The 19,959-nt window shown below is 67.4% G+C and carries 20 protein-coding genes; 13 read left to right on the top strand and 7 right to left on the bottom strand.

Annotated features, from left to right (window positions below):
* Positions 1–76: 76 nt before the first annotated feature.
* The 4 genes from GGC47_RS06160 to GGC47_RS06145 all read left to right on the top strand — a co-directional run bounded on the left by GGC47_RS06160 (position 77) and on the right by GGC47_RS06145 (position 2,911).
* The gene (locus GGC47_RS06160; RefSeq protein WP_133562913.1) at positions 77–631 is read left to right on the top strand and encodes a CAP domain-containing protein; all 555 of its coding nucleotides are present in this window, start codon (positions 77–79) and stop codon (positions 629–631) included.
* Between the two features lie 35 nt (positions 632–666).
* Positions 667–1,092, top strand: a complete 426-nt coding sequence (locus GGC47_RS06155; RefSeq protein ID WP_133562911.1) for a hypothetical protein — start codon at positions 667–669, stop codon at positions 1,090–1,092.
* Between the two features lie 56 nt (positions 1,093–1,148).
* Complete coding sequence (locus GGC47_RS06150) at positions 1,149–1,775, top strand: LysE family translocator (RefSeq protein ID WP_429067337.1); 627 nt, start codon at positions 1,149–1,151, stop codon at positions 1,773–1,775.
* Between the two features lie 77 nt (positions 1,776–1,852).
* Entirely contained in the window at positions 1,853–2,911 is a 1,059-nt protein-coding gene (locus tag GGC47_RS06145) for an MBL fold metallo-hydrolase (RefSeq protein ID WP_113252575.1), read from the top strand.
* A 9-nt stretch (positions 2,912–2,920) separates the two neighbouring features.
* Here GGC47_RS06145 and GGC47_RS06140 read toward each other — a convergent pair whose 3' ends face one another.
* Positions 2,921–3,805: a GyrI-like domain-containing protein gene (locus GGC47_RS06140; RefSeq protein WP_370954649.1), complete on the bottom strand. Its 885-nt coding sequence runs from the start codon at positions 3,803–3,805 to the stop codon at positions 2,921–2,923.
* Between the two features lie 139 nt (positions 3,806–3,944).
* Here GGC47_RS06140 and dapF point away from each other — a divergent pair, with 139 nt between their 5' ends.
* On the top strand, positions 3,945–4,829 hold the full coding sequence (gene dapF, locus GGC47_RS06135; RefSeq protein WP_142021708.1) for a diaminopimelate epimerase: 885 nt from the start codon (positions 3,945–3,947) through the stop codon (positions 4,827–4,829).
* Between the two features lie 50 nt (positions 4,830–4,879).
* Positions 4,880–6,202 carry a tRNA (N(6)-L-threonylcarbamoyladenosine(37)-C(2))-methylthiotransferase MtaB gene (gene mtaB / locus GGC47_RS06130; RefSeq protein WP_142021707.1) on the top strand — a complete coding sequence of 441 codons (1,323 nt, stop codon included), beginning with the start codon at positions 4,880–4,882 and terminating at the stop codon, positions 6,200–6,202.
* 123 nt (positions 6,203–6,325) lie between these two features.
* Here mtaB and GGC47_RS06125 read toward each other — a convergent pair whose 3' ends face one another.
* The 5 genes from GGC47_RS06125 to GGC47_RS06105 all read right to left on the bottom strand — a co-directional run bounded on the left by GGC47_RS06125 (position 6,326) and on the right by GGC47_RS06105 (position 13,754).
* A complete protein-coding gene (locus tag GGC47_RS06125; protein ID WP_429067334.1) occupies positions 6,326–7,477 on the bottom strand; it encodes a sulfite oxidase in 1,152 nt (383 codons plus the stop codon).
* A gap of 103 nt (positions 7,478–7,580) precedes the next feature.
* A complete protein-coding gene (locus GGC47_RS06120; RefSeq protein ID WP_142021705.1) occupies positions 7,581–9,296 on the bottom strand; it encodes an AMP-binding protein in 1,716 nt (571 codons plus the stop codon).
* A 333-nt stretch (positions 9,297–9,629) separates the two neighbouring features.
* Positions 9,630–11,714, bottom strand: a complete 2,085-nt coding sequence (locus GGC47_RS06115) for an elongation factor G (protein WP_142021704.1) — start codon at positions 11,712–11,714, stop codon at positions 9,630–9,632.
* Positions 11,715–11,983: 269 nt separating this feature from the next.
* Complete coding sequence (locus tag GGC47_RS06110) at positions 11,984–13,246, bottom strand: alkyl sulfatase dimerization domain-containing protein (protein ID WP_142021703.1); 1,263 nt, start codon at positions 13,244–13,246, stop codon at positions 11,984–11,986.
* Positions 13,247–13,376: 130 nt separating this feature from the next.
* Positions 13,377–13,754, bottom strand: coding sequence for an ArsR/SmtB family transcription factor (locus GGC47_RS06105; RefSeq protein ID WP_142021702.1), 378 nt, complete (start codon positions 13,752–13,754; stop codon positions 13,377–13,379).
* 60 nt (positions 13,755–13,814) lie between these two features.
* Here GGC47_RS06105 and GGC47_RS06100 point away from each other — a divergent pair, with 60 nt between their 5' ends.
* Together GGC47_RS06100 and GGC47_RS06095 are read left to right on the top strand one after the other, a co-directional pair.
* Positions 13,815–14,276 (top strand): SRPBCC family protein, encoded by a 462-nt coding sequence (locus tag GGC47_RS06100; protein WP_142021701.1) that lies wholly within the window; start codon positions 13,815–13,817, stop codon positions 14,274–14,276.
* Positions 14,277–14,395: 119 nt separating this feature from the next.
* Positions 14,396–14,770, top strand: coding sequence for a VOC family protein (locus GGC47_RS06095; RefSeq protein ID WP_038360135.1), 375 nt, complete (start codon positions 14,396–14,398; stop codon positions 14,768–14,770).
* An 84-nt stretch (positions 14,771–14,854) separates the two neighbouring features.
* Here GGC47_RS06095 and GGC47_RS06090 read toward each other — a convergent pair whose 3' ends face one another.
* Positions 14,855–15,643, bottom strand: coding sequence for an SDR family NAD(P)-dependent oxidoreductase (locus tag GGC47_RS06090; protein ID WP_142021700.1), 789 nt, complete (start codon positions 15,641–15,643; stop codon positions 14,855–14,857).
* 209 nt (positions 15,644–15,852) lie between these two features.
* Between GGC47_RS06090 and rplS the strand changes: the two genes are divergently transcribed.
* The 5 genes from rplS (at position 15,853) to GGC47_RS06065 (ending at position 19,852) form a co-directional block, all read left to right on the top strand.
* Positions 15,853–16,248 carry a 50S ribosomal protein L19 gene (rplS, locus tag GGC47_RS06085; RefSeq protein WP_038359111.1) on the top strand — a complete coding sequence of 132 codons (396 nt, stop codon included), beginning with the start codon at positions 15,853–15,855 and terminating at the stop codon, positions 16,246–16,248.
* A 210-nt stretch (positions 16,249–16,458) separates the two neighbouring features.
* The gene (locus GGC47_RS06080; protein ID WP_429067330.1) at positions 16,459–16,908 is read left to right on the top strand and encodes a MarR family winged helix-turn-helix transcriptional regulator; all 450 of its coding nucleotides are present in this window, start codon (positions 16,459–16,461) and stop codon (positions 16,906–16,908) included.
* Between the two features lie 68 nt (positions 16,909–16,976).
* Positions 16,977–18,548 (top strand): efflux MFS transporter permease, encoded by a 1,572-nt coding sequence (locus tag GGC47_RS06075; RefSeq protein ID WP_429067752.1) that lies wholly within the window; start codon positions 16,977–16,979, stop codon positions 18,546–18,548.
* 16 nt (positions 18,549–18,564) lie between these two features.
* Positions 18,565–19,623 carry an HlyD family secretion protein gene (locus GGC47_RS06070; protein ID WP_429067327.1) on the top strand — a complete coding sequence of 353 codons (1,059 nt, stop codon included), beginning with the start codon at positions 18,565–18,567 and terminating at the stop codon, positions 19,621–19,623.
* A 55-nt stretch (positions 19,624–19,678) separates the two neighbouring features.
* Entirely contained in the window at positions 19,679–19,852 is a 174-nt protein-coding gene (locus GGC47_RS06065; RefSeq protein WP_156115872.1) for a hypothetical protein, read from the top strand.
* The last annotated feature ends 107 nt before the right edge of the window (positions 19,853–19,959 follow it).

Below are 19,959 nucleotides of genomic sequence, written 5' to 3'. Positions count from 1 at the left end.
TGGGAATAATGGCGTTCGGCCCCAGAATGGCCCTGATCTGACGGCATCGCATCGCGCCCCCAATCGAGCCGAGCCCATGAAGACCGTGATCGCCCCGCCGCTGCTGGCCCTCACCCTCCTCCTTGCCGGCTGCGCGGGCGAGCCCCGCCGCGAAGGCCCGCTCGATCCCCGCATGGTCGAGCGGCTCAACGCCGTCTCCCTCGATCCGGCGCAGGCAGGGCGCATCCTCAACGCCTATCGCGCCGGCCTCGGCCTCGGACCCGTCCGGCCCGATCCGCGATTGATGGCGATGGCCCAGCGCCAGGCCGACGCCATGGTCGCGAAGAACGCCCTCTCCCATGACGCCGGCGGCAGCTTCGGCGGGCGCGTCGAGGCGGCAGGCCTCGATTCCGCCCGCGTCGCGGAAAATCTCGGCGGGGGCTACTTCTCCGTCGAGGAGGCTTTCGAGGGCTGGCGCAAATCCCCCGGCCACGACGCCAATCTGCGGATGAAGGAGGCGACGCGCTACGGCATCGCGCTCTCCAAGGATCCGCGCACGAGCTACCGCGCCTGGTGGGTGCTGGTCGTCGCAGCCGAACCGGAGCCGCGCGTAACCTTGGGTTACGGTGACAGGATGCCGCAACCTCGGTAACGGAGGGCGTCCCTTAATCGATTGCGAGCGCAACGATGCCTACCCGCCTCCTGATACCTTGTGTCATCGCCGTGTCCGCCGCCTTTGCCGGCCTGAACGGAGCCCAGGCGCAGCCCTGCTCCACCAATTTCACCAGCGCCGGCGTGCCGATGCTGTCGGAGATCACTTACCGCACCTGGGACCTCGTCAAGAGCCCGCCGGCCAAGGCCATTAATGGCGCCGCCCGCGCCGTGTCCGCCGAAGGTTTTGGCGGGATCCGCGTCGACAAGGCGACCAACACGCTCACCGCCCTTCAGGACGGAGCCGGCTCGGGCCGCCTGCAATCGCTGCGCATCACCGCCCGCAAGAGCGGCGGCGCCACCCGCCTCGATCTCGTTTTCACCGTCCAGGCAGGCCAGATCGGCCATGAGGGCGAGGTCCGCCGCGGCTTCTGCAACTTTGTCGACGCCGCTCGCGGCTGACCTCTTTACAAGCACCCGCTTCTGGTGATGGCTCTGGTTTTCAGGGAGCCATCATCATGACCTTCGAAGCCTGGGCCGCCTTCGCCGCCGCCACCGCCGTCCTCCTCGTCATCCCCGGGCCGACGATCCTGCTCGTCATCTCCTATGCGCTCGGCCAGGGCTGGCGCACGGCCTTCCCGATCGCGGTCGGCGTCGCGCTGGGCGACTTCACCGCCATGACCCTTTCGATGCTCGGCGTCGGCGCGCTGCTCGCAACATCAGCCATGATCTTCACCGCGCTGAAATGGATCGGCGCGGCCTATCTGATCTGGCTCGGCATCAAGCTCTTCCGCGCCGGCGGCACGCTGGATGCCAAGCCGCGCGAAGACGCGGCACCCGCCTGGAAGATGCTCGGCCATGCCTGGCTGGTGACGGCGCTGAACCCGAAGAGCATCACCTTCTTCGTCGCCTTCCTCCCCCAGTTCCTCGACATCAAGGGCGATTTCTGGACGCAGATGCTGATCTTCGAGACGACCTTCATCGGCCTCGCCTTCGCCAACGCCATGGGCTACGCGCTGATCGCCTCCCGGGCTCGCGCCGTGGTGAGCAATCCGCGCGCCATCGGCCTGTTCAACAAGGCCGGCGGCACGCTGCTGATCGGCGCCGGCGTCGCGACGGTGGCGATCCGCTCGGGCAGCAACTGACGGCCATCGCCTTATAGAAGCAATACTGCCGTAGGCGGTCTTGATCGAACGTCACGACCGCCTACCTCTACCGGGCCATGAACCGCCGCAAACTCCTCTCCTTCCTCGGTCTCGGTGCCTTGCTGGCCTCAACCGGCGCGGCCTGGGCCGCGATCTCCCGCTCGCGCAACCCCTATTACCAGGGCCCCGTCAGCGACCATTTCGACGGCCTCCTTTTCAGCGACGGCCGCACGGTCAGCAAAGGGCTGATGGACGTGCTGCGCTGGCAGACCGGCAAACGCGAGCGCGAAGCCTTCCCGCCGCAATACGCCGCGCCTGCGCAGGACAAGCCGCCGGCGCGGGTCGAGGGCGTGCGCATCGTCCATCTCGGCCACGCCTCCTTCCTCTACCAGATCGCCGGCCTCAACCTGCTGATCGACCCGGTCTATTCGGAGCGCGCCAGTCCCTTCACCTTCCTCGGGCCGAAGCGCGTCAACGCGCCCGGCGTCGCCTTCGACGACCTGCCGAAGATCGACGCGGTCCTGATCACCCACAATCATTACGACCATCTCGATATCGAGACGCTGGCGCGGATCCACCATCGCGATCGGCCGCGGATGATCATGCCGCTCGGCAACGACACCATCGTCAGGGCCCGCATCCCCGATGCCCGCACCGAGGCGCATGACTGGGACGACCGGTTGCAGCTCTCCGACGCCGTCGCCGTCACGCTGGTGCCGACCTATCACTGGTCGGCGCGCGGCGCCTTCGATCGCCGCATGGCGCTGTGGTGCTCCTTCATCCTCGAAACCGGCGGCACGAAGCTCTTCCATGTCGGCGACACCGGCTATCATGACGGCTCGCTCTATGAGCGGCTCGGCCGTGACCATGGCCCGTTCAGCCTCGCCGTGCTGCCGATCGGCGCCTATGAGCCGCGCTGGTTCATGTCGGACAACCACATGAACCCGGAAGAGGCGGTGAAGGTCATGCAGGCGCTTCGCGCCGAGGCGGCCATCGGCCACCACTGGGGTACCTTCCAGCTCACCGACGAGGGCGTCGAGCGCCCGCCCGAGGCGCTGAAGGCGGCGCTGGCTGCCGCTGGCTTGCCGGAAGAGCGCTTCCGGCCGATGCGGCCGGGCCTGAGCTGGAGCGCGTGACGCCCCGCCTTATTTCGGCTGGACGTAGACGTTGATCTCCAGATTCGGATCGCCCGGATCATTGAGATCGCTGACATATTCCTCGAGGAAGGCGTCCTTCACGACGATGCTCTTCGCCTCCAGATAGGCGGTGATCGTCTCATAGGTGGAATCGATGTCGTCATAAGGCGCCTGATGCAGGAAGCGCAGCGCCGCCCCGGCGGGCGAGGTCGACATCTTGAAATCGGCGCCGAGCGAAGGCGCCTGACCGCCCGGCGGGATCGCGACCGGCAGCATCGCATCGAAACGGAAGCCTTCATCCGTCGTTTCGACGAAGAGCGTCAGCGGCCGGCCGGCGGCGGTGAGCCCCGCCTTCTGCGCCTCGGCCCGCAACGCCTTGAAGCTGTCGGAGAGCTTCTGGAAGCCCTGATCCCATGTCGCCTGCCCTGACAGGAGAAGCACGGGCTTGGGCGAGAGCGTCACCTCCGCGACATCGCTCGTATCGGAGCCTTTGCCGGCCAGCGTGGAATTCGGGTCGGGCACGCCGGTCTGCTGTTGCTGCGGGACGGGCGGCAGCGGCTGGCCCGGCGCCGGCAGGGTCGGCGGCGGCTGCACCGGCTGCGGCTCCAGCGGAAGCTGTGGCGTCGGCGCAGGCTGCACCGGCTGCGGCGTCACCGGAAAGGGCGGCGGCGGCGCGGGCTGGACCGGCTGCGGAGAGGGCTGCGAATCGGGAACCGCTGCGGGCGGGCCCTGATTGGGGGCCGACGGCACCTGTACCGGGGTCGCGCCAGGCGGCGGGGCAAGCGGCGCCGACTGGACGGCGGAAGGCGGAGCAGCCGTCGCCTGGGCGAAGGCCATCGACACGGCACCGGCCATGCCGGTGCAGGCCAGAACACAAATCCGGAAATACCGCATCGTCACGGCCCTAGCTTCTCGCGATTCGCGCCCTTGCAGCGCAGCATAGAATGTCCACCTTCTCTCAGGAACGGGGACGAGGGTGGCTTTTTCACGTCGCCTCCGTCATAGACCCGTTATTCATGGGACGTGTGACCAAATGAACGCTCTGGCCAATCGCCGGTTCCTGAAGATGAACGGGCTCGGCAACCAGATCACCGTGCTCGACCTGCGCGGTACCAAGCTCCTGGTGGGCGCCGACGACGCGCGCGCCATCGCCGCCGAGCCGCGCGCCCGCTTCGACCAGCTCATGGTGCTGCACGATCCCCAGGTCGCGGGCACCGATGCCTTCGTGCGCATCTACAACATCGACGGCTCCGAGGCCGGCGCCTGCGGCAACGGCACGCGCTGCGTCGCCAGGGCGATGGTCGCCGACCCCGAGATGGGCGACCCCGCCAGGACCAGCCTGACCTTGCAGACCAAGGCCGGCCTGCTGCCGGTCAGGCGCGAGAGCGAGACGATCTTCACCGTCGATATGGGCGCCCCGCGCCTCGCCTGGGACGAGATCCCGCTCGCCGAGCCCTTCGAGGATACCAGCCGCTTCGAATTGCAGATCGGCCCGATCGACGACCCGATCCTGCACACGCCCTGCGCCGTCAATATGGGCAATCCCCATGCGGTCTTCTTCGTCGAGGACCCCTATGCCTACAATCTCGCGCAGATCGGCCCATTGCTCGAGAACCACCCGATCTTCCCCGACCGCGCCAATATCGAGCTCGCCGCGGTCAAGGCGCCCGACCATATCGTGCTGCGTGTCTGGGAACGCGGCGCCGGCATCACCCAGGCCTGCGGCTCGGGCGCCTGCGCGGCGCTGGTCGCCGCAGTGCGCCGTGAGCTATCAGCCCGCAAGGCCGTGGTCAGCCTGCCGGGCGGCGATCTCACCATCGAATGGCGCGAGAGCGATGGCCACGTCCTGATGACGGGCGCGGCCGAATTTGAGTGGGAAGGCACACTCGATCCGTCCCTGTTCGAGAGCGCCGCCTGATGGGGGCCAAGCATTTTTGAGCGAAGTGGACACCGGTTCGCGTGAAGAAAATGCGAGAAGACAAAGGATCAGAGCATTTCCCCGTTTCGGAGAAACTGGGAAATGCTCTGGAGGTCGTTACCTTCGGCTGCCGCCTCAACATCGTCGAAAGCGAGGCGCTCAGGCTCCAGGCGGAAGCCGCCGGGCTGAAACACGCCGCGATCGTCAACTCCTGCGCCGTCACCGCCGAGGCGACCCGGCAGGCCCGTCAGGCCATCCGCCGCCTCAAGCGCGAGCAGCCGGACCGGCCCGTCATCGTCACCGGCTGCGCCGCGCAGATCGAGCCGGCCCGCTTTGCCGCCATGCCCGAGGCCGACCGCGTCCTCGGCAATGACGAGAAGCTGCGGCCGGAGAGCTGGGAGGCGCTTGCCCGTTCCAACAGCCTCGGCGGCGAGCAGGCCTTGCCTGCCGACAAGCTCGCAGTGGGCGACATCATGGCCCATGCGACCATGCGCGCGGCGCCGACGGGCCGCTTCGCCGGGCATACGCGCGGTTTCGTGCAGGTGCAGAACGGCTGCGACCATCGCTGCACCTTCTGCGTCATCCCCTTCGGCCGGGGCCATTCGCGCTCGCTGCCGGCGGGCCATGTCCTTGCCCAGTGCCGACGTCTCGTCGAGGCCGGCGCGCGCGAGATCGTCCTGACCGGCGTCGATCTCACCAGCTATGGCCGCGACCTGCTCGGCAAGCCGACGCTCGGCACGCTCGCCACGGACATCCTGCGCGAAATCCCGGAGCTCCGGCGGCTGCGCCTCTCCTCGATCGATGCGGTCGAGGTCGACGATGCCCTGCGCGATCTCATCGCCACGGAAGCGCGATTGATGCCGCATCTGCACCTGTCGCTGCAGCATGGCGACGACCTCATCCTCAAGCGCATGAAGCGCCGGCATAGCCGTAGCGACGCAATCCGCTTCTGTGACGAGATGCGGCGCCTGCGCCCCGACATCGTCTTCGGCGCCGACCTCATCGCCGGCTTCCCGACAGAGGATGAGGCGATGTTCGCCCGCTCGCTGTCCCTCATCGAGGAATGCGGGCTCAGCTTCGTCCATGTCTTTCCTTATTCGGCAAGGCCCGAAACACCGGCCGCGCGCATGCCGCAACTGCCGGGCGAGATCGTGACGGAGCGGGCATCGAGGCTGCGTGCGGCCGCCGCGACGGCTCAGCAGCGGCACCTCGCGGCCCGGATGGGCCGGGCGCTCTCGGTGTTGACCGAGCGCGGCAAGACCGGCCGCGCCGAGGATTTCACGCTCGTCCGGTTCGCAAGCGAGATCGAAGCGGGGCGGATCGTCTCGGTCACCGGCCATGCCAGCGACGGCCGTGCCTTGCTGGCCGCCTGAAGAGCCGAAACAAAGAGAAATAGCCGCCTCGGTCGCCGATGGGAGGAGGGAGTGACCGAGGCGGCAGAGCCGTGCCGGCAGCGGCAGACTCGAGGGGTTAGACGCGCCCGCGCCGTAAAAGGTTCAAATGCCCCGAGAAAATTCCTCGCGCAAACCCCTCGCGTCGCGCGCCGTAATCGTCCCGCTGACGCGCTGCACCTGATTGTTGCAGTAACCGCGCGGATTCCACGGCGGTTCGAGCGGCTGACAATTCCCGGCCGTATCCCGGGCGCGGGCCATGATCGTGAGCGGCCCCGGCGCCACGGCCGGCAGACGGGTCTCGAAACGACGCCAGGCGAAGGGGCCCTCGCCCGGTGCCAGCGCGATATCGTCCCAACGGCTTCCGCCGTCGCAGGAGAGCTCGACCGCGGCAAGCGGAATGGCGCCGCTCCAGGCGAAGCCGGCGACCGCGACCATCTCGCCCGCCGCCACGGTGAAGCCATTCGTCGGGCGGGTGATCAGCGACTTCACCGGCATGTCGGCGATCACGGCGAAATGGGTGGGATCGAGCGGCTCGCCCGGCCGCAGCGCATGGATCGGCAGGCGGTAATCCGTGCCGCGCATCTTCTCGCCGTCATGTTCCTGCGTCCGCAGGCTGATGCGGTTCAGCCATTTCTGCCAGGCCGAGCCGGGATAGCCCGGCGCGACGATGCGCAGCGGCCCGCCATGCAGGCGCGGCAGGGGCTCATCGTTCATGGCGAAGGCGATCAGCGTCTCCGGCGACAGCGCCTTGGCGATCGGCAGGCCGCGCGACAGGGCCTCCTTCTCCGGCTTGCCGATCTGCCGGTCGGGCGCGAAATGGGCGGTATAGACGGCGCCCGGTCTTACGCCCGCATGGTTCAGCACATCGGCAAGCCTGACTCCGGTCCAGCGCGCACAGCCGACCGCGCCGAGCCGCCATGGCAGCCCGTCGGTCGCGGGCGAGAATTGGGCGCGGCCGTTGCCGGCGCATTCCAGCACGGCGGTCTCGGTGACCGTCTCGAAAGCCTCCCGTAGCGCCGGAAGCGTCCAGACGGCGGGACGCTCGACCTCGCCGTCGATCGTCAGCGTCCAGGAGCCTTCATCGGCAATGTCCGGCAGCTCGCCATTGTTACGGATGAAGAAGGCGCTGACCGGCGTGATCGCCTCGTCGAGGAGATCGAGCGCCGGCTCGGCGTTCAGGGCCTCCTCGTCATGGACGTAGAGCCCCGGCTTCAGCCGGCGCAGCAAGGGCAGTTCGATAAGGCGGCGTGGCAAGCGAGAATGGTCTCCGGCGACAGCGGCCGGACAGACAACACGCTGTTCCGCCCTCTGTCGACTGCCCGGCGGAGCTTGGCAGCTTCCCGGACGCCGCGAGCACTCACCCCTTGGCGACGATTTCCTCGCGCAGGACCCGGCGCAAGACCTTGCCGACATTGGTCTTGGGCAGGGTTTCACGGAAGAAGATCTGCCTGGGCACCTTGTAGCCGGTGAGGTTCTCCTTGCAGTAGGCGCGCAGCGCGTCGGCCGTGAGCGTCTGGTCCTTGCGCACGACGAAGGCCGCGACGACCTCGCCGGAATGCTCGTCCGGAAGGCCGATCACCGCCGCTTCCAGCACGCCGGGATGCGCCGCAAGCACATCCTCGACCTCGTTGGGATAGACGTTGAAGCCCGAGACGAGGACCATGTCCTTCATGCGGTCGACGATCTTGAACTGACCGTCGGGCAGCATCACGCCGATGTCGCCGGAGCGGAAATAGCCGTCCTCCGTCATCGCCTTGGCGGTCTCGTCGGGGCGGTTCCAGTAGCCCCGCATCACCTGCGGCCCGCGGATGCAGATCTCGCCGGGCTCGCCGGGCGGCATGTCGTTGCCGTCGGCGTCGCGAACAGCGACATCGGTCGAGGGAATGGGATAGCCGATCGTGCCGGAGAACTCCTGGATATCCGGCCGGTTGATGGTCGCGACCGGCGAGGTTTCGGAAAGCCCGTAGCCCTCGATGATCGGCTTGCCCGTGACCTCCTTCCAGTGCTTGGCGACGGCGGCCTGGGTCGCCATGCCGCCGGCCACGGCAAAGCGCAGCTCGCCGAAATTCACGGTGCCGATCTCGGGATGGTTGGCGAGCGCATTGTAGAGCGTGTTGACGCCCGAGATCAGCGTGAACCGGCTCGCCTTCAGCGTCTTGATGAAGCCGGGAATATCGCGCGGATTGGCGATCAGCAGGCTCTTGGCACCGATCCGGAGCAGGAACATGCAGCAGCAGGTCAGCGCGAAGATGTGGTACAGCGGCAGCGCCGTCACCATCACATGCTGGTATTCGCCTCGCCCCTGCGGAGGCTCGAGCGTCCATTCGAGCCAGAATCCGGCCTGCTGAACATTGGCGGCGACATTGCGATGCGTCAGCGTCGCACCCTTGGCGACCCCGGTCGTGCCGCCGGTGTATTGCAGGAAGGCGACGTCTTCCGGAACGATGGCGACGGGCTCCATTCCCTCCACCGTCTGCAGGATATGCCGGAGCTCGACGGCGCCCGGCAGATTGAAGGGCTTCACCACCTTCTTGATGCGGCGGGCGACGAAATTGACGATCCTGCCCTTGAAGCCCATCAAATCGCCGGCCGTGGCGATGACGATGGCGTCGAGCTTCAGGTTCGCCTTCGCCTCCTCGACGACATGGGCGAAGTTCTCGATCACCACGAGGATGCGCGCCCCCGCATCGTTGACCTGGTGGGTGAGCTCGCGCGCCGTATAGAGTGGGTTGACGTTGACGACGGTGAAGCCGCCGAGCAGCGTCCCGAAGATCATCGCCGGATAGGCCATGATGTTCGGCATCATCAGCGCGACGCGGTCGCCCTTCTGAAGCCCCCTCGCCTGAAGCCAGCCCGCGAAGGCCTCCGCCGCGCGCAGGGTCTCGGCGAAGGTGATCGTCTTGCCGAAGCTCTCGAAGGCCGGGCGATTGGCATAGGTCGCGCAGGACGAGCGGATCAGATCCGCCAATGTCCCGATCTTCGCCTCGTCGAGCGTTTCCGGGACGGCCGGCGGATAATGCGCAAGCCACGGACGCGCACCCTGCATGGGCTGCGCGACGCCGATCGCAGTCATGGTCTCCTCCCTCTCGGCCGGCTCAGCTTGCTCGCGCAAAGCCTCCGGCGCGCTTTTTCACGACCATAGAGTGCGGAACGGCGGCCCGGCGCGCAAGCGCGACCTCTCGCCACCCCACGAATTGTTTAGATATAAACCTTTCGCGGGACGGCGAGGCAAGCCCTGGCAGAGCGAGTTCCGCCGAGACTATCGTCGTAAGAGGTCCGTCTAGAGCAGGATGCGAAAAAGCAGGAGCCGGCTTTTTCGCGAGAATCCTGCTCTGTCTCTTTGATGAGAGACGGATTCAGATGTCAGATGGGATCATCATGTGATTCCATCTGACATCATCCGGCTCTAGCGCGCCTGCGCCGCCGCCAGGGCCTGGGCCGAGACCACCGCTTCGGCCGGCTTGCCGGCGAGCTCCGCCAGATGGTCGAAGCGCGCGCTGAAGGAACCGACCCCGGAGGTCGCCGAGCGCAGTTCGACGATCAGCCCGGACATCTCGGCCTCCGGGACGAGGGCGTTGATCTGGTCCCAGCCGCGCCAGCCGGGGCGGGTGTCGTAGCCGAGGATCTGCCCGCGCCGGGCCGAGATCAGCGCCGAGGCACGCGACATCGCCTCGGACGGGATCACCACCTCGATGGAGAGGATCGGCTCCAGCAGCACGGGCCTGGCCTGCGGCATGGCCTCGCTCATCGCCAGTCGGGCCGCTTGGCGGAAGGCCATGTCGGAGGAATCGACCGTGTGATAGGAGCCGTCCGTCAGCGTGACCGCGAGATCGACCACCGGGAAGCCGAGCGGCCCCTTCTCGCAATAGTCGCGCATGCCCGCCTCGACCGAGCCGATATACTGGCGCGGCACCACCCCGCCGGTGATTTTGTCGATGAAGCGGATGCCCTCCCCGCGCGGCAGCCCCGCAATCTCGATCACGACATCGCCATACTGGCCATGGCCGCCGCTCTGTTTGCGATGGCGCCCGCGCGCACCGGCCTGGCCGCGGATGGTCTCGCGATAGCCGACCTGCGGTGGCCGGCTTACGACATTCACGCCGTAGCGGCCGGCGAGCTTCTCCAGCGTGACGCGCAGATGCATCTCGCCCTGGCCCGAAAGCCGCGTCTCGCTCAGTTCCGGCACCTGGGTGACGAGGAGCGCGGTATCCTCTTCCGCGATCTTCTGCAGCGCGGCGGCGAGCCGGACATCGTCCTTGCGGTCCTTGACCGCGATCGCGAGCGTATGCACCGGCTCGGGCGGGGCGACCGCGCTGACCACGCCGGCACGCTGCTTGCCGAGCATGAAGGCCTCGCCCGTACCGATGCCGTCGAGCTTGGCGAAGCCGGCGACCTCGCCCTCCTCTGCGGCGGGCTTGCGGCTCTGCTCGCTGCCTTTCAGGGAGACGATGCCGGCAATGCGCGCCTCGACGCCGGCGGAAGAGGTGACGACGTCGCCCTCGGCCAGCCGCCCGCGCATGACCCGGGCGAGCGAAACCTTGCCACCCTGCCCCGCATGCCAGCTCTTCATCACCTGCGCCAATGGCGGCCCGTTCTCGACGATGCCGACCCGCCCGCGCGTCTCGCTGAGCGTCGGGGCCTCATGCCTCAGCGCCTTCAGGAGCCGCGTCACGCCATTGCCGCGCTCGGCCGCGCCAATCAGCACCGGCACGACATGGCGGTGCTGCAATTCGCGGGCGAGATCGTCAAAGATGCGATCGCGCGGCGGCTCCATGTCGCCGAGCAGCTCCTCCATCAATTCGTCGTCGTAATCGGCGAGCTTCTCCAGCATCGAGAAGCGCGCATCCTTCTCGCGGCCGCTCTCGTCGGGGTCGATCGGAACGATCTCGCTGGGCGCGTGCTCGCGATAGATGAAGGCCCGCTCCAGCGCGAGGTCGATGAAGCCGATGGCGATGCCCTTCTGCCAGATCGGGATCTGGCGCAGCAGCAAGGGCGTGCGCGAGGCCCGCTGCAGGATGGCGAGCGTCTCGCGCACCCGGCGCGAGGCCGTGTCGATCTTGTTCAGGAAGAGGAAGCGGGGGATGTCGGCCTCCTCGAGCTCGCGCAGCACGAGCTCCAGCGCCGGCGCCTTGCGGTCATCCGCCTCGCAGACCACCACGGCCGCGTCGACCGCCGGCAGGACATGGCGCATCTCGTGCAGGAACTCGACCGAGCCGGGACAGTCGATGAATTGAAACTGGTCGCCGAGGAATTCGACGCTCGCGACATTGGGCTCGACGCTCATCTGGTGAGCCCGCGCCTCGGGCGAGGCATCGCCGACGCTGTTGCCGGCCTTGACCGAGCCGGTGCGGGAAAGCGCGCCGCATCGCATCAGGATGCTTTCGAGCAGCGTGGTCTTGCCGCTCTGGAAGGGGCCGACGATCGCGATGCATCGTGGCCCCGCGCGTCGGGTGCCGGATGCCGCGTCTCCCTTGCCGTTCTGTGCAGCCATGACGTCCTCCTTCGGGTTGGACCCACGAGGACGAAAGGCCTTTGGCCTCTCATCGACGCGGATGGAGGCCGGCGCGTCGGGACGGAAGAGCCCGCAGCACCGGTCAGGCGGCGGTCGCACTGGCCCGAGCGGGCCGAGCGGCCGTCGAAGAGGCATGTCGAGGCAGGTTCGCGCCGTTCACGATCGGCTGCAAGGAGATTATGTGCCGCACCGCAGCGGAGCCGGCAGGCGGCGCGAGGAAGCGCCCCTCGCTAGCGGGACGACGGGGCTCAGCCGGCCCGCTCCTGCGCCTGGCGCTGGTAGACCGAGAGAAAGGCCTTGCCCATCAGCGAGCTCTCGCCGTCGATGGCCTTCTGCAGGACGCTGGCGCGAATGGCCTGGATGCGGGGAGCGTCGGGCGCTGCCGCACCGGCAAGCTCGGCGAGTTGCACGGCGAGCCGGGACGCTCCCTGCTCCGACAGGATGGCCGCCCGCTCGGCCAGCTTCTCCGCCCCGCCCGCCAACCGGGCGAGCTCGGTGGCGATCTCGGCGGTGCGCGCCGGCTTGAGATGCGCCGGGTCGCCATCGAACCAGCCGGCATAGAAATGATAGATGCTGCGGACGAGGAATTCCGGATCGTCGTATTTCGCCAGAAGATAGGGCTTCGCGAGGTAACCCGCCGGCACCGTCACCGCATGCAGCACCGCGTCGAGCGTGGCGCCCCGGTTCATCAGTGCCAGCGTCTCGCGCACGAGATGTTCGAGCGCTTCCGCACCGTCGCGCAGCATCTGCAACGCCCGCTCCTCGCCGAAGACGACAGGGCCATGGCCGGGGATCAGGATGGCGGGCCTGAGCTGCTCCATGTGCCGCAGCGCGACGGCCCATTCGGCGGCATAGCGCTGGACCTTGCGCGGATTTCCGGCATTCGGGAACACCCAGATCACGAAGTCGCCGCTTGCCAGGACGCGCCGCTCCGGCAGCCAGACGAAGCTGGCATCGTCCGTCTCACCTCGCCCATGGAAGAGTTCGAGCCGCTCGCCGCCGATCGTGAGCGACAGCGTCTCGTCATAGACCTCGTTCGGCTGCCGCTGGCCGATGGGGTAGACATAGCCGGGCTTGTTGAACTGCTGGCCCTGCACGATGCTGTTGAAGCCGTGCGAGGCCGCGTAACGCTCCATCCGCCGGCGGACATTGCGATGGGCGACGATCCGGGGGCGTGGGACGCCCCGCGCATCGGCCTCCGCATCGATGACGGCGATGCCGCTGGTATGGTCGATATGGCCATGGGTGAAGATCACCGTATGGATCGGGCTGTTATCCCAGCTCCGGATCACCTCCAGCGTCCGCTGCGCCGTATCCGGCTTGGCGGTGTCGATCAGGACCAGCCCTTCCATGGTGCGGATCGCGGTGACGCTGCCGCAGAAATAGGTGGTGTGGACCGTGATGATGCCGTCCGCAACGGCGGTGGCGGCGCCATCGGAAACCGCGGCGGTCCATTCCTCCATGGGCGCGCTGCCGTTCCACAGGCGCTCGAACAAGGGGTCTGAAGCCATCGGTGAACTCTCCACGCGTCACAACAGGCTTAGCATGGCTGCCGCCAGCCGAAAGCCGCTGCCGACGATGTGCTGACACCCGGCGTCAGCGGAGGCGCGACCGGCCGGCGAGCGCGCATCTAGAGCGCCGCTAGGCGTCCCCCGTTTCCTTCGCGCCCGTCGGTTGATGCGTCGGGGCGCCCACCTCGCCTTCGCTCATCCGCTTGAGGCGGCTCAGCATGGCCGCCGCATAGGCCGCATAGGGACCGATCCAGCGCTCGTGAATGCTGTGGATCGGCAGCGCGTCGAGATGGTTCCAGCGCTCGCGCCCGCGCCGCTCGACGATTACAAGGCCCGCCTCCTCCAGCACCTTCAGATGCTGCATCACGGTGCAGCGATCGAGTTCCGGCATGAGCTCGCACAGCATCCCCGTCGTGCGAGGGCCCGCCTTCAGCGCATCCAGAATCCGCCGCCGGGCGCGATGGCCCAGCGCCTTGAAGAGCGCGTCGTCCTGGTCGTCTATTGACATGTTATAAATCTATAACATAATAATCCCGGCAGCAATGGGAGGGCGTCGATGGAACCGCAGATGGATCTGAAATTTTCGGTCGCCGGGCGCATCGCGAAGCCGGTCGGCGAGGTTTTCGAGGCAGTGGTCAATCCCGACCGCCTCTCCCGTTTCTTCACGACCGGCGGCGCGAAGGGGCGGCTCGAGACCGGAGCGGTCGTCACCTGGGATTTTCACGACTTCCCCGGCGCCTTCCCGGTCCATGTCGTGGAGGTGGAGAAGGACAGGCGCATCGTCCTGCGCTGGGGCTCGGCCGAGACGACGCCCGACCCCGCCGCCAGCCGCGAGACCACCGTCACGATGACCTTCGAGCCGCTCGAAGACGGCCGCACGCTCGTCCGGATATCGGAACAGGGCTGGTCACGGACGCCGGAGGGGCTGAAGGCCTCCTACGGCAATTGCGAGGGCTGGACGGGCATGCTCTGCGCGATGAAAGTCTGGCTGGAGCACGGCTTCAACCTGCGCGAGGGGTTCTACAAGTAGGGGGCAATGCGGCTCAAAGGCCGTACAGTGCAGCTGACGATCACCGACCTTTTATGCGCGGGCAGCCGCCCCTCTTCGCGCCCGATGATCTCGCACCGGCCCTCTTTGGAGACAAAACGATGTTCACTCACGTCATGATCGGCAGCAACGACCTGGAGCGGGCGAGAGAGTTCTACGACGCCACATTCGCCGCGTTGGGAGGCGAGCCCGGCGAGATCGATGCCAGAGGCAGGCTGATCTATGTCCACGACGGCGGTCGGCTGATGATCACGAAGCCGATCGACGGCAAGCCAGCGACGGCGGCCAACGGTGGGACAATCGGTATCGCCGCGGCGAGCCGTGACCATGTTCTCGCATGGCATGATGCCGGCACCGCCCATGGCGGAACGTCGATCGAGAGCCCACCCAGCGAGCGCCCGAACGGAGCCTTCGTCGCCTACCTTCGCGACCCCGACGGAAACAAGCTCACCGCGCGCACTCAGCCGACGAAGTAACACAACCGGCAACAGCCGCTGCGAAGATCATCCCGCTTTCCGGGAAACCCGCCGGCAAGCGGATGGAGGGGGAAACCAGCCCCTCTATAAATTCCGCCGCTCACCCCGCAGCGTCGCCAATCCGATCCCGGCCGCATCGAACCCGCCATCGACGGCCAACACCTGCCCGGTGATGTAACTCGCCTTGTCCGAGCACAGGAAGAAGATCGACTCCGCCAACTCCTCCTCCAGCCCGTAGCGGCCGAGCGGGACGGCGTCGCGGTAGTCCGCGCGAATCTCCGGGCTGTGCACGGCCTTGGCCATCCCCGTCTCGACCGGGCCCGGCGCGACCGCGTTCACACGGATGCCGAGGCTCGACAGTTCGACCGCCTGCTGCTTCGTCAGATGCGCCAGCGCGGCCTTGGACGTGCCGTAGGCGACGCGCAGCGTCGAGGCGCGCAGGCCCGAGATCGAGGTGATGTTGACGATGGCGCCGCCGCCTCGGTCGGCCATCAGCGGGGCCGCAAGCTGCGTCGCCAGGAAGGGCCCGGTGAGGTTGACCGCGAGCACGCGCTGCCATTCCTCATGGGTCGTCTCCAGCAGCGGCTTGAACACGGCCGTGCCGGCATTGTTGACCAGCGCGTCGAGCTGCCCGAAGCGCGCGACGAGCGCGTCGAAAGCGCCCGCGACCTGCCGCGGCTCGGCGATGTCGCAGGCCAGCGCCAGCGTCTCCTCCGGCTTGCCGATCTCCGCCACGGCTCGCTCCAGCCCGGCCCCGTCGATGTCGAGCAGGCCGACGCGCCAGCCATCCGCGAGAAAGCGCTTCGCCGTCGCCAGCCCGATGCCGCGCGCGGCGCCGGTGACGAGGGCGACCTTGGAAACTGTGCTGATCATGCGGGCATCCGGACAATGGGACGTGATGGGGAAATGGCGCCCGGAAGCTATGCTTCGCGAAGCCACGGCCGCAAGATCGCCGACCCGCATGCGCCTTGCCGGCATTCCCGCTCGACAAATGCCGGACTCTCCTGTATGGCCCCGCACTCAACTGAAAACAGCGAGCCGAAAGCCCGCGCTTCCGCGCGAATACGGCCATGGAGAGACCCATGAACATCATCGAGCAGATCGATGCCGAGCAGATTGCCAAGCTGAGCGAAGGTCGCGAGATCCCGGCCTTCCAGCCCGGCGACACCGTGCAGGTCAACGTCAAGGTCAAGGAAGGCGAGCGTAGCCGCGTCCAGGCCTATGAGGGCGTCGTGATCGCCCGCAACGGCGGCGGCCTCAACCAGAGCTTCACCGTCCGCAAGATTTCCTATGGCGAGGGTGTCGAGCGCGTTTTCCCGCTCTTCTCGCCGAACCTCGATTCCATCAAGGTCATCCGTAAGGGCAAGGTGCGTCGCGCCAAGCTCTATTACCTGCGCGATCGCCGCGGCAAGTCGGCCCGCATCGCCGAGCGCGTCGAGGCCCGCCCCGCCAAGGGTGGCAAGGCCGCCGGCAAGTAAGCCGCGGCACCCTTCGAGAATTCAGGAACGCGGTCCTTCGGGGCCGCGTTTTTTTGTTGCGCGCAACGCTTCGTGGCGCGGGGGCACCCGGAATGATGGCTGCCCAGTCGAATGCAATAAACGCATATCGGTACATATAATTTTCATTTGATATGCGTATAACGCCCCTATAAGCATGCCAATCATTAGCTTGCTATTGATATTCATCCTATGAATCAGACACAGCTCCAGGCCGCCTTCACCGCCGAGCTCGCGGCCGTCAACCGCAAGCTGCGCACTCTCGTCGACGAGCGCGCCCGCGACATGGGCCTGACCTGGTCCCGCGCCCGGTTGCTGATGGAGCTCGCCCGTGAGGACGGGCCGATCCAGTCCGATCTGGCGGGCCTCCTCGACATCGAGCAGCCGACATTGGTGCGCCTGCTCGACGGGCTCGAGCGCAACGGCATGATCGAGCGCCGCGCCGTCGAAGGGGATCGCCGCGCCCGCCGCGTGTTCCTCACGCCCATGGCGCGCGCTCAGGCCGAGGACATCCTGAATTTCCTCGCCGCCCTGCGTGCTGATATCCTGCAGGGCATCGCGCCGCGGGAGCTGGAAATGGCACTCGATGTCCTGCGCCGGACGTCCCGCAACATCGCCGCCGGACGGAGCGCCGCCCCATGAGCACGGCAGAGCCCGCTTCCGCGCCAGCCGCTGCGACGCCCCCTGCCCCGACGCAGGGCTGGTTCACCATGCCGGTGCCGCGCGCGCTCGCCTACATGCTCGCTTCGGTCACATTGGCGATGACGCAGCAGATCGGCCAGAACATCGTCAACACCAACATCTACCAGATCCAGGGCGAGCTCGGCGCCACCGTCGCCGAGACCAACTGGCTGGTCGCCGCCTATATGGCGCCCAACGTCTCGCTCTCGATCGCGCTGATCAAGATCCGCATGCAGTATGGCTTGCGCAATTTCGCGGAGATCAGCATCGCCGGCTTCGTGCTGGCCGCCGCCCTGAATTTCTTTTTCGTCCAGGATCTGCAATCGGCCGTCGCCGTGCGCTTCATGAGCGGCATGGCGGCGGCGCCGATGTCCTCGCTCGCCTTCTTCTACATGATCGAGCCGATGCCGCCCCAGCGGAAGCTGACCGTCGGCCTGTCGTTGGCGCTGACCAACACCACGCTCGGCATCCCCGTGACGCGGCTGATCTCGCCCTATCTGCTCGATCTCGGCGGCTTCCACAGCCTCACCATGATCGAGATGGGGCTGGCCCTATTGGCTTTCGGCTTCGTCTACGCGCTGCCGCTGGCGACGCCGCCGCGCATCAAATGGATCGGCCCCTTCGACATCGTCAGCTATCTGCTGATCGCCATCGGCTTTGGCAGCATCGCCGTCGCGCTCAGCCTGGGCCGCCTCTACTGGTGGCTCGAGGCGCCCTGGCTCGGCTGGCTCCTTGCCGTCGCCATGGTCTGCTTGGTGCTGGCCGCGATCATCGAATTGCACCGCGAAAGCCCGCTCGTCGACATCCGCTGGCTGACCAGCCCGACCACGCTGCATTTCGCCGGCACGCTGCTGCTGCTGCGCCTCGTCCTGGCGGAGCAGACCGTCGGCGCCTCGAATTTCTTCCAGGCGCTCGGCATCCAGAACGAGCAGACCGTACCGCTCTACGCGATCATCCTCGCCGCGATCATCGCCGGCGGCCTGACCTGCGCCGCGCTGCTGCGCCCCGGCCGCGAGAACGGGTTCTACGGGGCCGCGCTCGCCTGCGTCGCGCTTGGCGCCTGGCTCGACAGCGGCGCCACCAGCCTGACCCGGCCGGACGACATCTGGCTCAGCCAGTCGCTCGTCGCCTATGGCTCGGCGCTCTTCCTGCCAGCCGCGATGGCCCAGGGGCTCGGCGCCGCGATCGTGCGCGGGCCGATCTATATCCTGAGCTTCTTCACCGTCTTCCTGTTCACGCAGAGCATCGGCGGCCTGTTCGGCTCGGCGATCTTCGGCACCTTCATCACGCTGAGAACGACGTTCCACTACAATGTGCTGACCGAGCATTTCACCCTGTCCGACCCGTTGGTCGCGCAGCGCGTCAGCCAGCTCGGCGGCGCCTATGGTCATGTGCTGACCGACCCGACGCTGACGCGGGCGGAAGGCGTGTCGCTGCTGGCCCAGCAGGCGACGCGGGAGGCGACGGTGCTGGCCTATAACGACGCCTTCCTGCTGATCTCGCTGATCGCCGGCCTCGCCCTGGCCGGCCTTCTCACCCATCTCGCCTTCCTGCAATGGAAGGCACGCTCGGCCGCGCCGGCCGCCTCCGCGACAACCTGACCTTCCGCTTGCGACCATGACCCGCCTGTTCCGCTCCCTTTCGACCTATATCGCGCTGGCGATCGGCCTCGCCGGCGTCGCTCTCGTCCTCTACGCTTGGCGGCTGCCACCCTTCGCGAGCGCCATCGAGACCACCGAGAACGCCTATGTGCGCGGCCAGGTCACGGTGATCGCGCCGCAGCTCGCCGGCTATGTCGCGGAAGTGCCGGTGCAGGATTTCGCCACGGTGAAACAGGGCGACCTGCTGCTGCGCATCGACGACCGGATCTTCGCGCAGAAGCTGGAACAGGCCCGTGCCGGCCTCGCCGCCCAGCGTGCCGGCCTCGCCAATTCCGATCAGGCCCGCGCCACGGCCGAAGCCCGGCTGCGCGCCGCAGTGGCGAATGTCGCCAGTGCCGAAGCGGTCCTGCGTACCGCCGAGGCGAATTGGGGCCGGATCGAGCCGTTGCGCGAGCGCGGCGTCGTCAACCAGACCAGCACCGACCAGAGCCAGCAGGCGCTCGACCAGGCGCGCGCCTCCCTCACCGCCAACAACGCTGCCGCCGAAGTCGCGCGGCAGGATATCCAGACCGCGATCGTCAACCGCCAGTCGCTCATCGCGGCGGTCGAGGGGGCCGAAGCCGCCGTTCATCTTGCCGAGATCGACCTGATCAATACCCGGATCCTCGCCCCGCAGGATGGACGCCTCGGCGAGGTTTCCGCCCGGCTCGGGCAATATGTCTCAGCCGGCACGCAGCTCATGGCGCTCGTGCCCGCCCAGGTCTGGGTCATCGCCAATTTCAAGGAGACGCAGCTCGCCGGCATGCGTGTGGGCCAGCCGGTGAGCTTCACCGTCGATGCACTCCGCCATGCGAAGCTCAGCGGCCATATCGAGCGCTTCTCGCCGGCCGCCGGTTCCGAGTTCAGCGTGATCCGTCCTGACAACGCCACCGGCAACTTCATCAAGATCGCCCAGCGCGTCCCGGTGCGCATCGCCATCGACCCGGGCCAGCCTCTGGCGGAACGGCTGACGCCCGGCATGTCGGTGGTCGTCAGCGTCGACACGGCGGCGCCGGGCCCCGCGTCCGGCAAATGACGGCTCCGCGAGTGGATCGATTGTCCGGCTTCCTTGGAACTGCTACACAGTAGCCATGTCGCCGTGTGTGCATCAGTTCCAGCGCTTCTGCGCCGTGCAGGGAGAGGGCCATCTGCCGCCCCTGCCGACGACGCAGGACTTCGCCGCGCTGCATGATCATGCCCGCCTGCCCTGGCGCTTCTTCGGCCGCTTCACAGCCTCCATCGCCGCAGGCCTTACCGGCGCCTGAGACCGGCCGCATCGCGCGGCCGGCGACAGGCGTAGCGTTTTTGCAAGCCGGCCTTCAACGCCGGCTTTCTCGTTTCCAGATCAGATTTGAACAGACCGAGATCAAGC

The sequence above is a fragment of the Allobosea sp. OAE752 genome, from assembly GCF_050433265.1.
Taxonomy (GTDB): Bacteria; Pseudomonadota; Alphaproteobacteria; order Rhizobiales; family Beijerinckiaceae; genus Allobosea; species Allobosea spartocytisi.
This window is presented reverse-complemented; position numbering and strand designations above follow the sequence as displayed.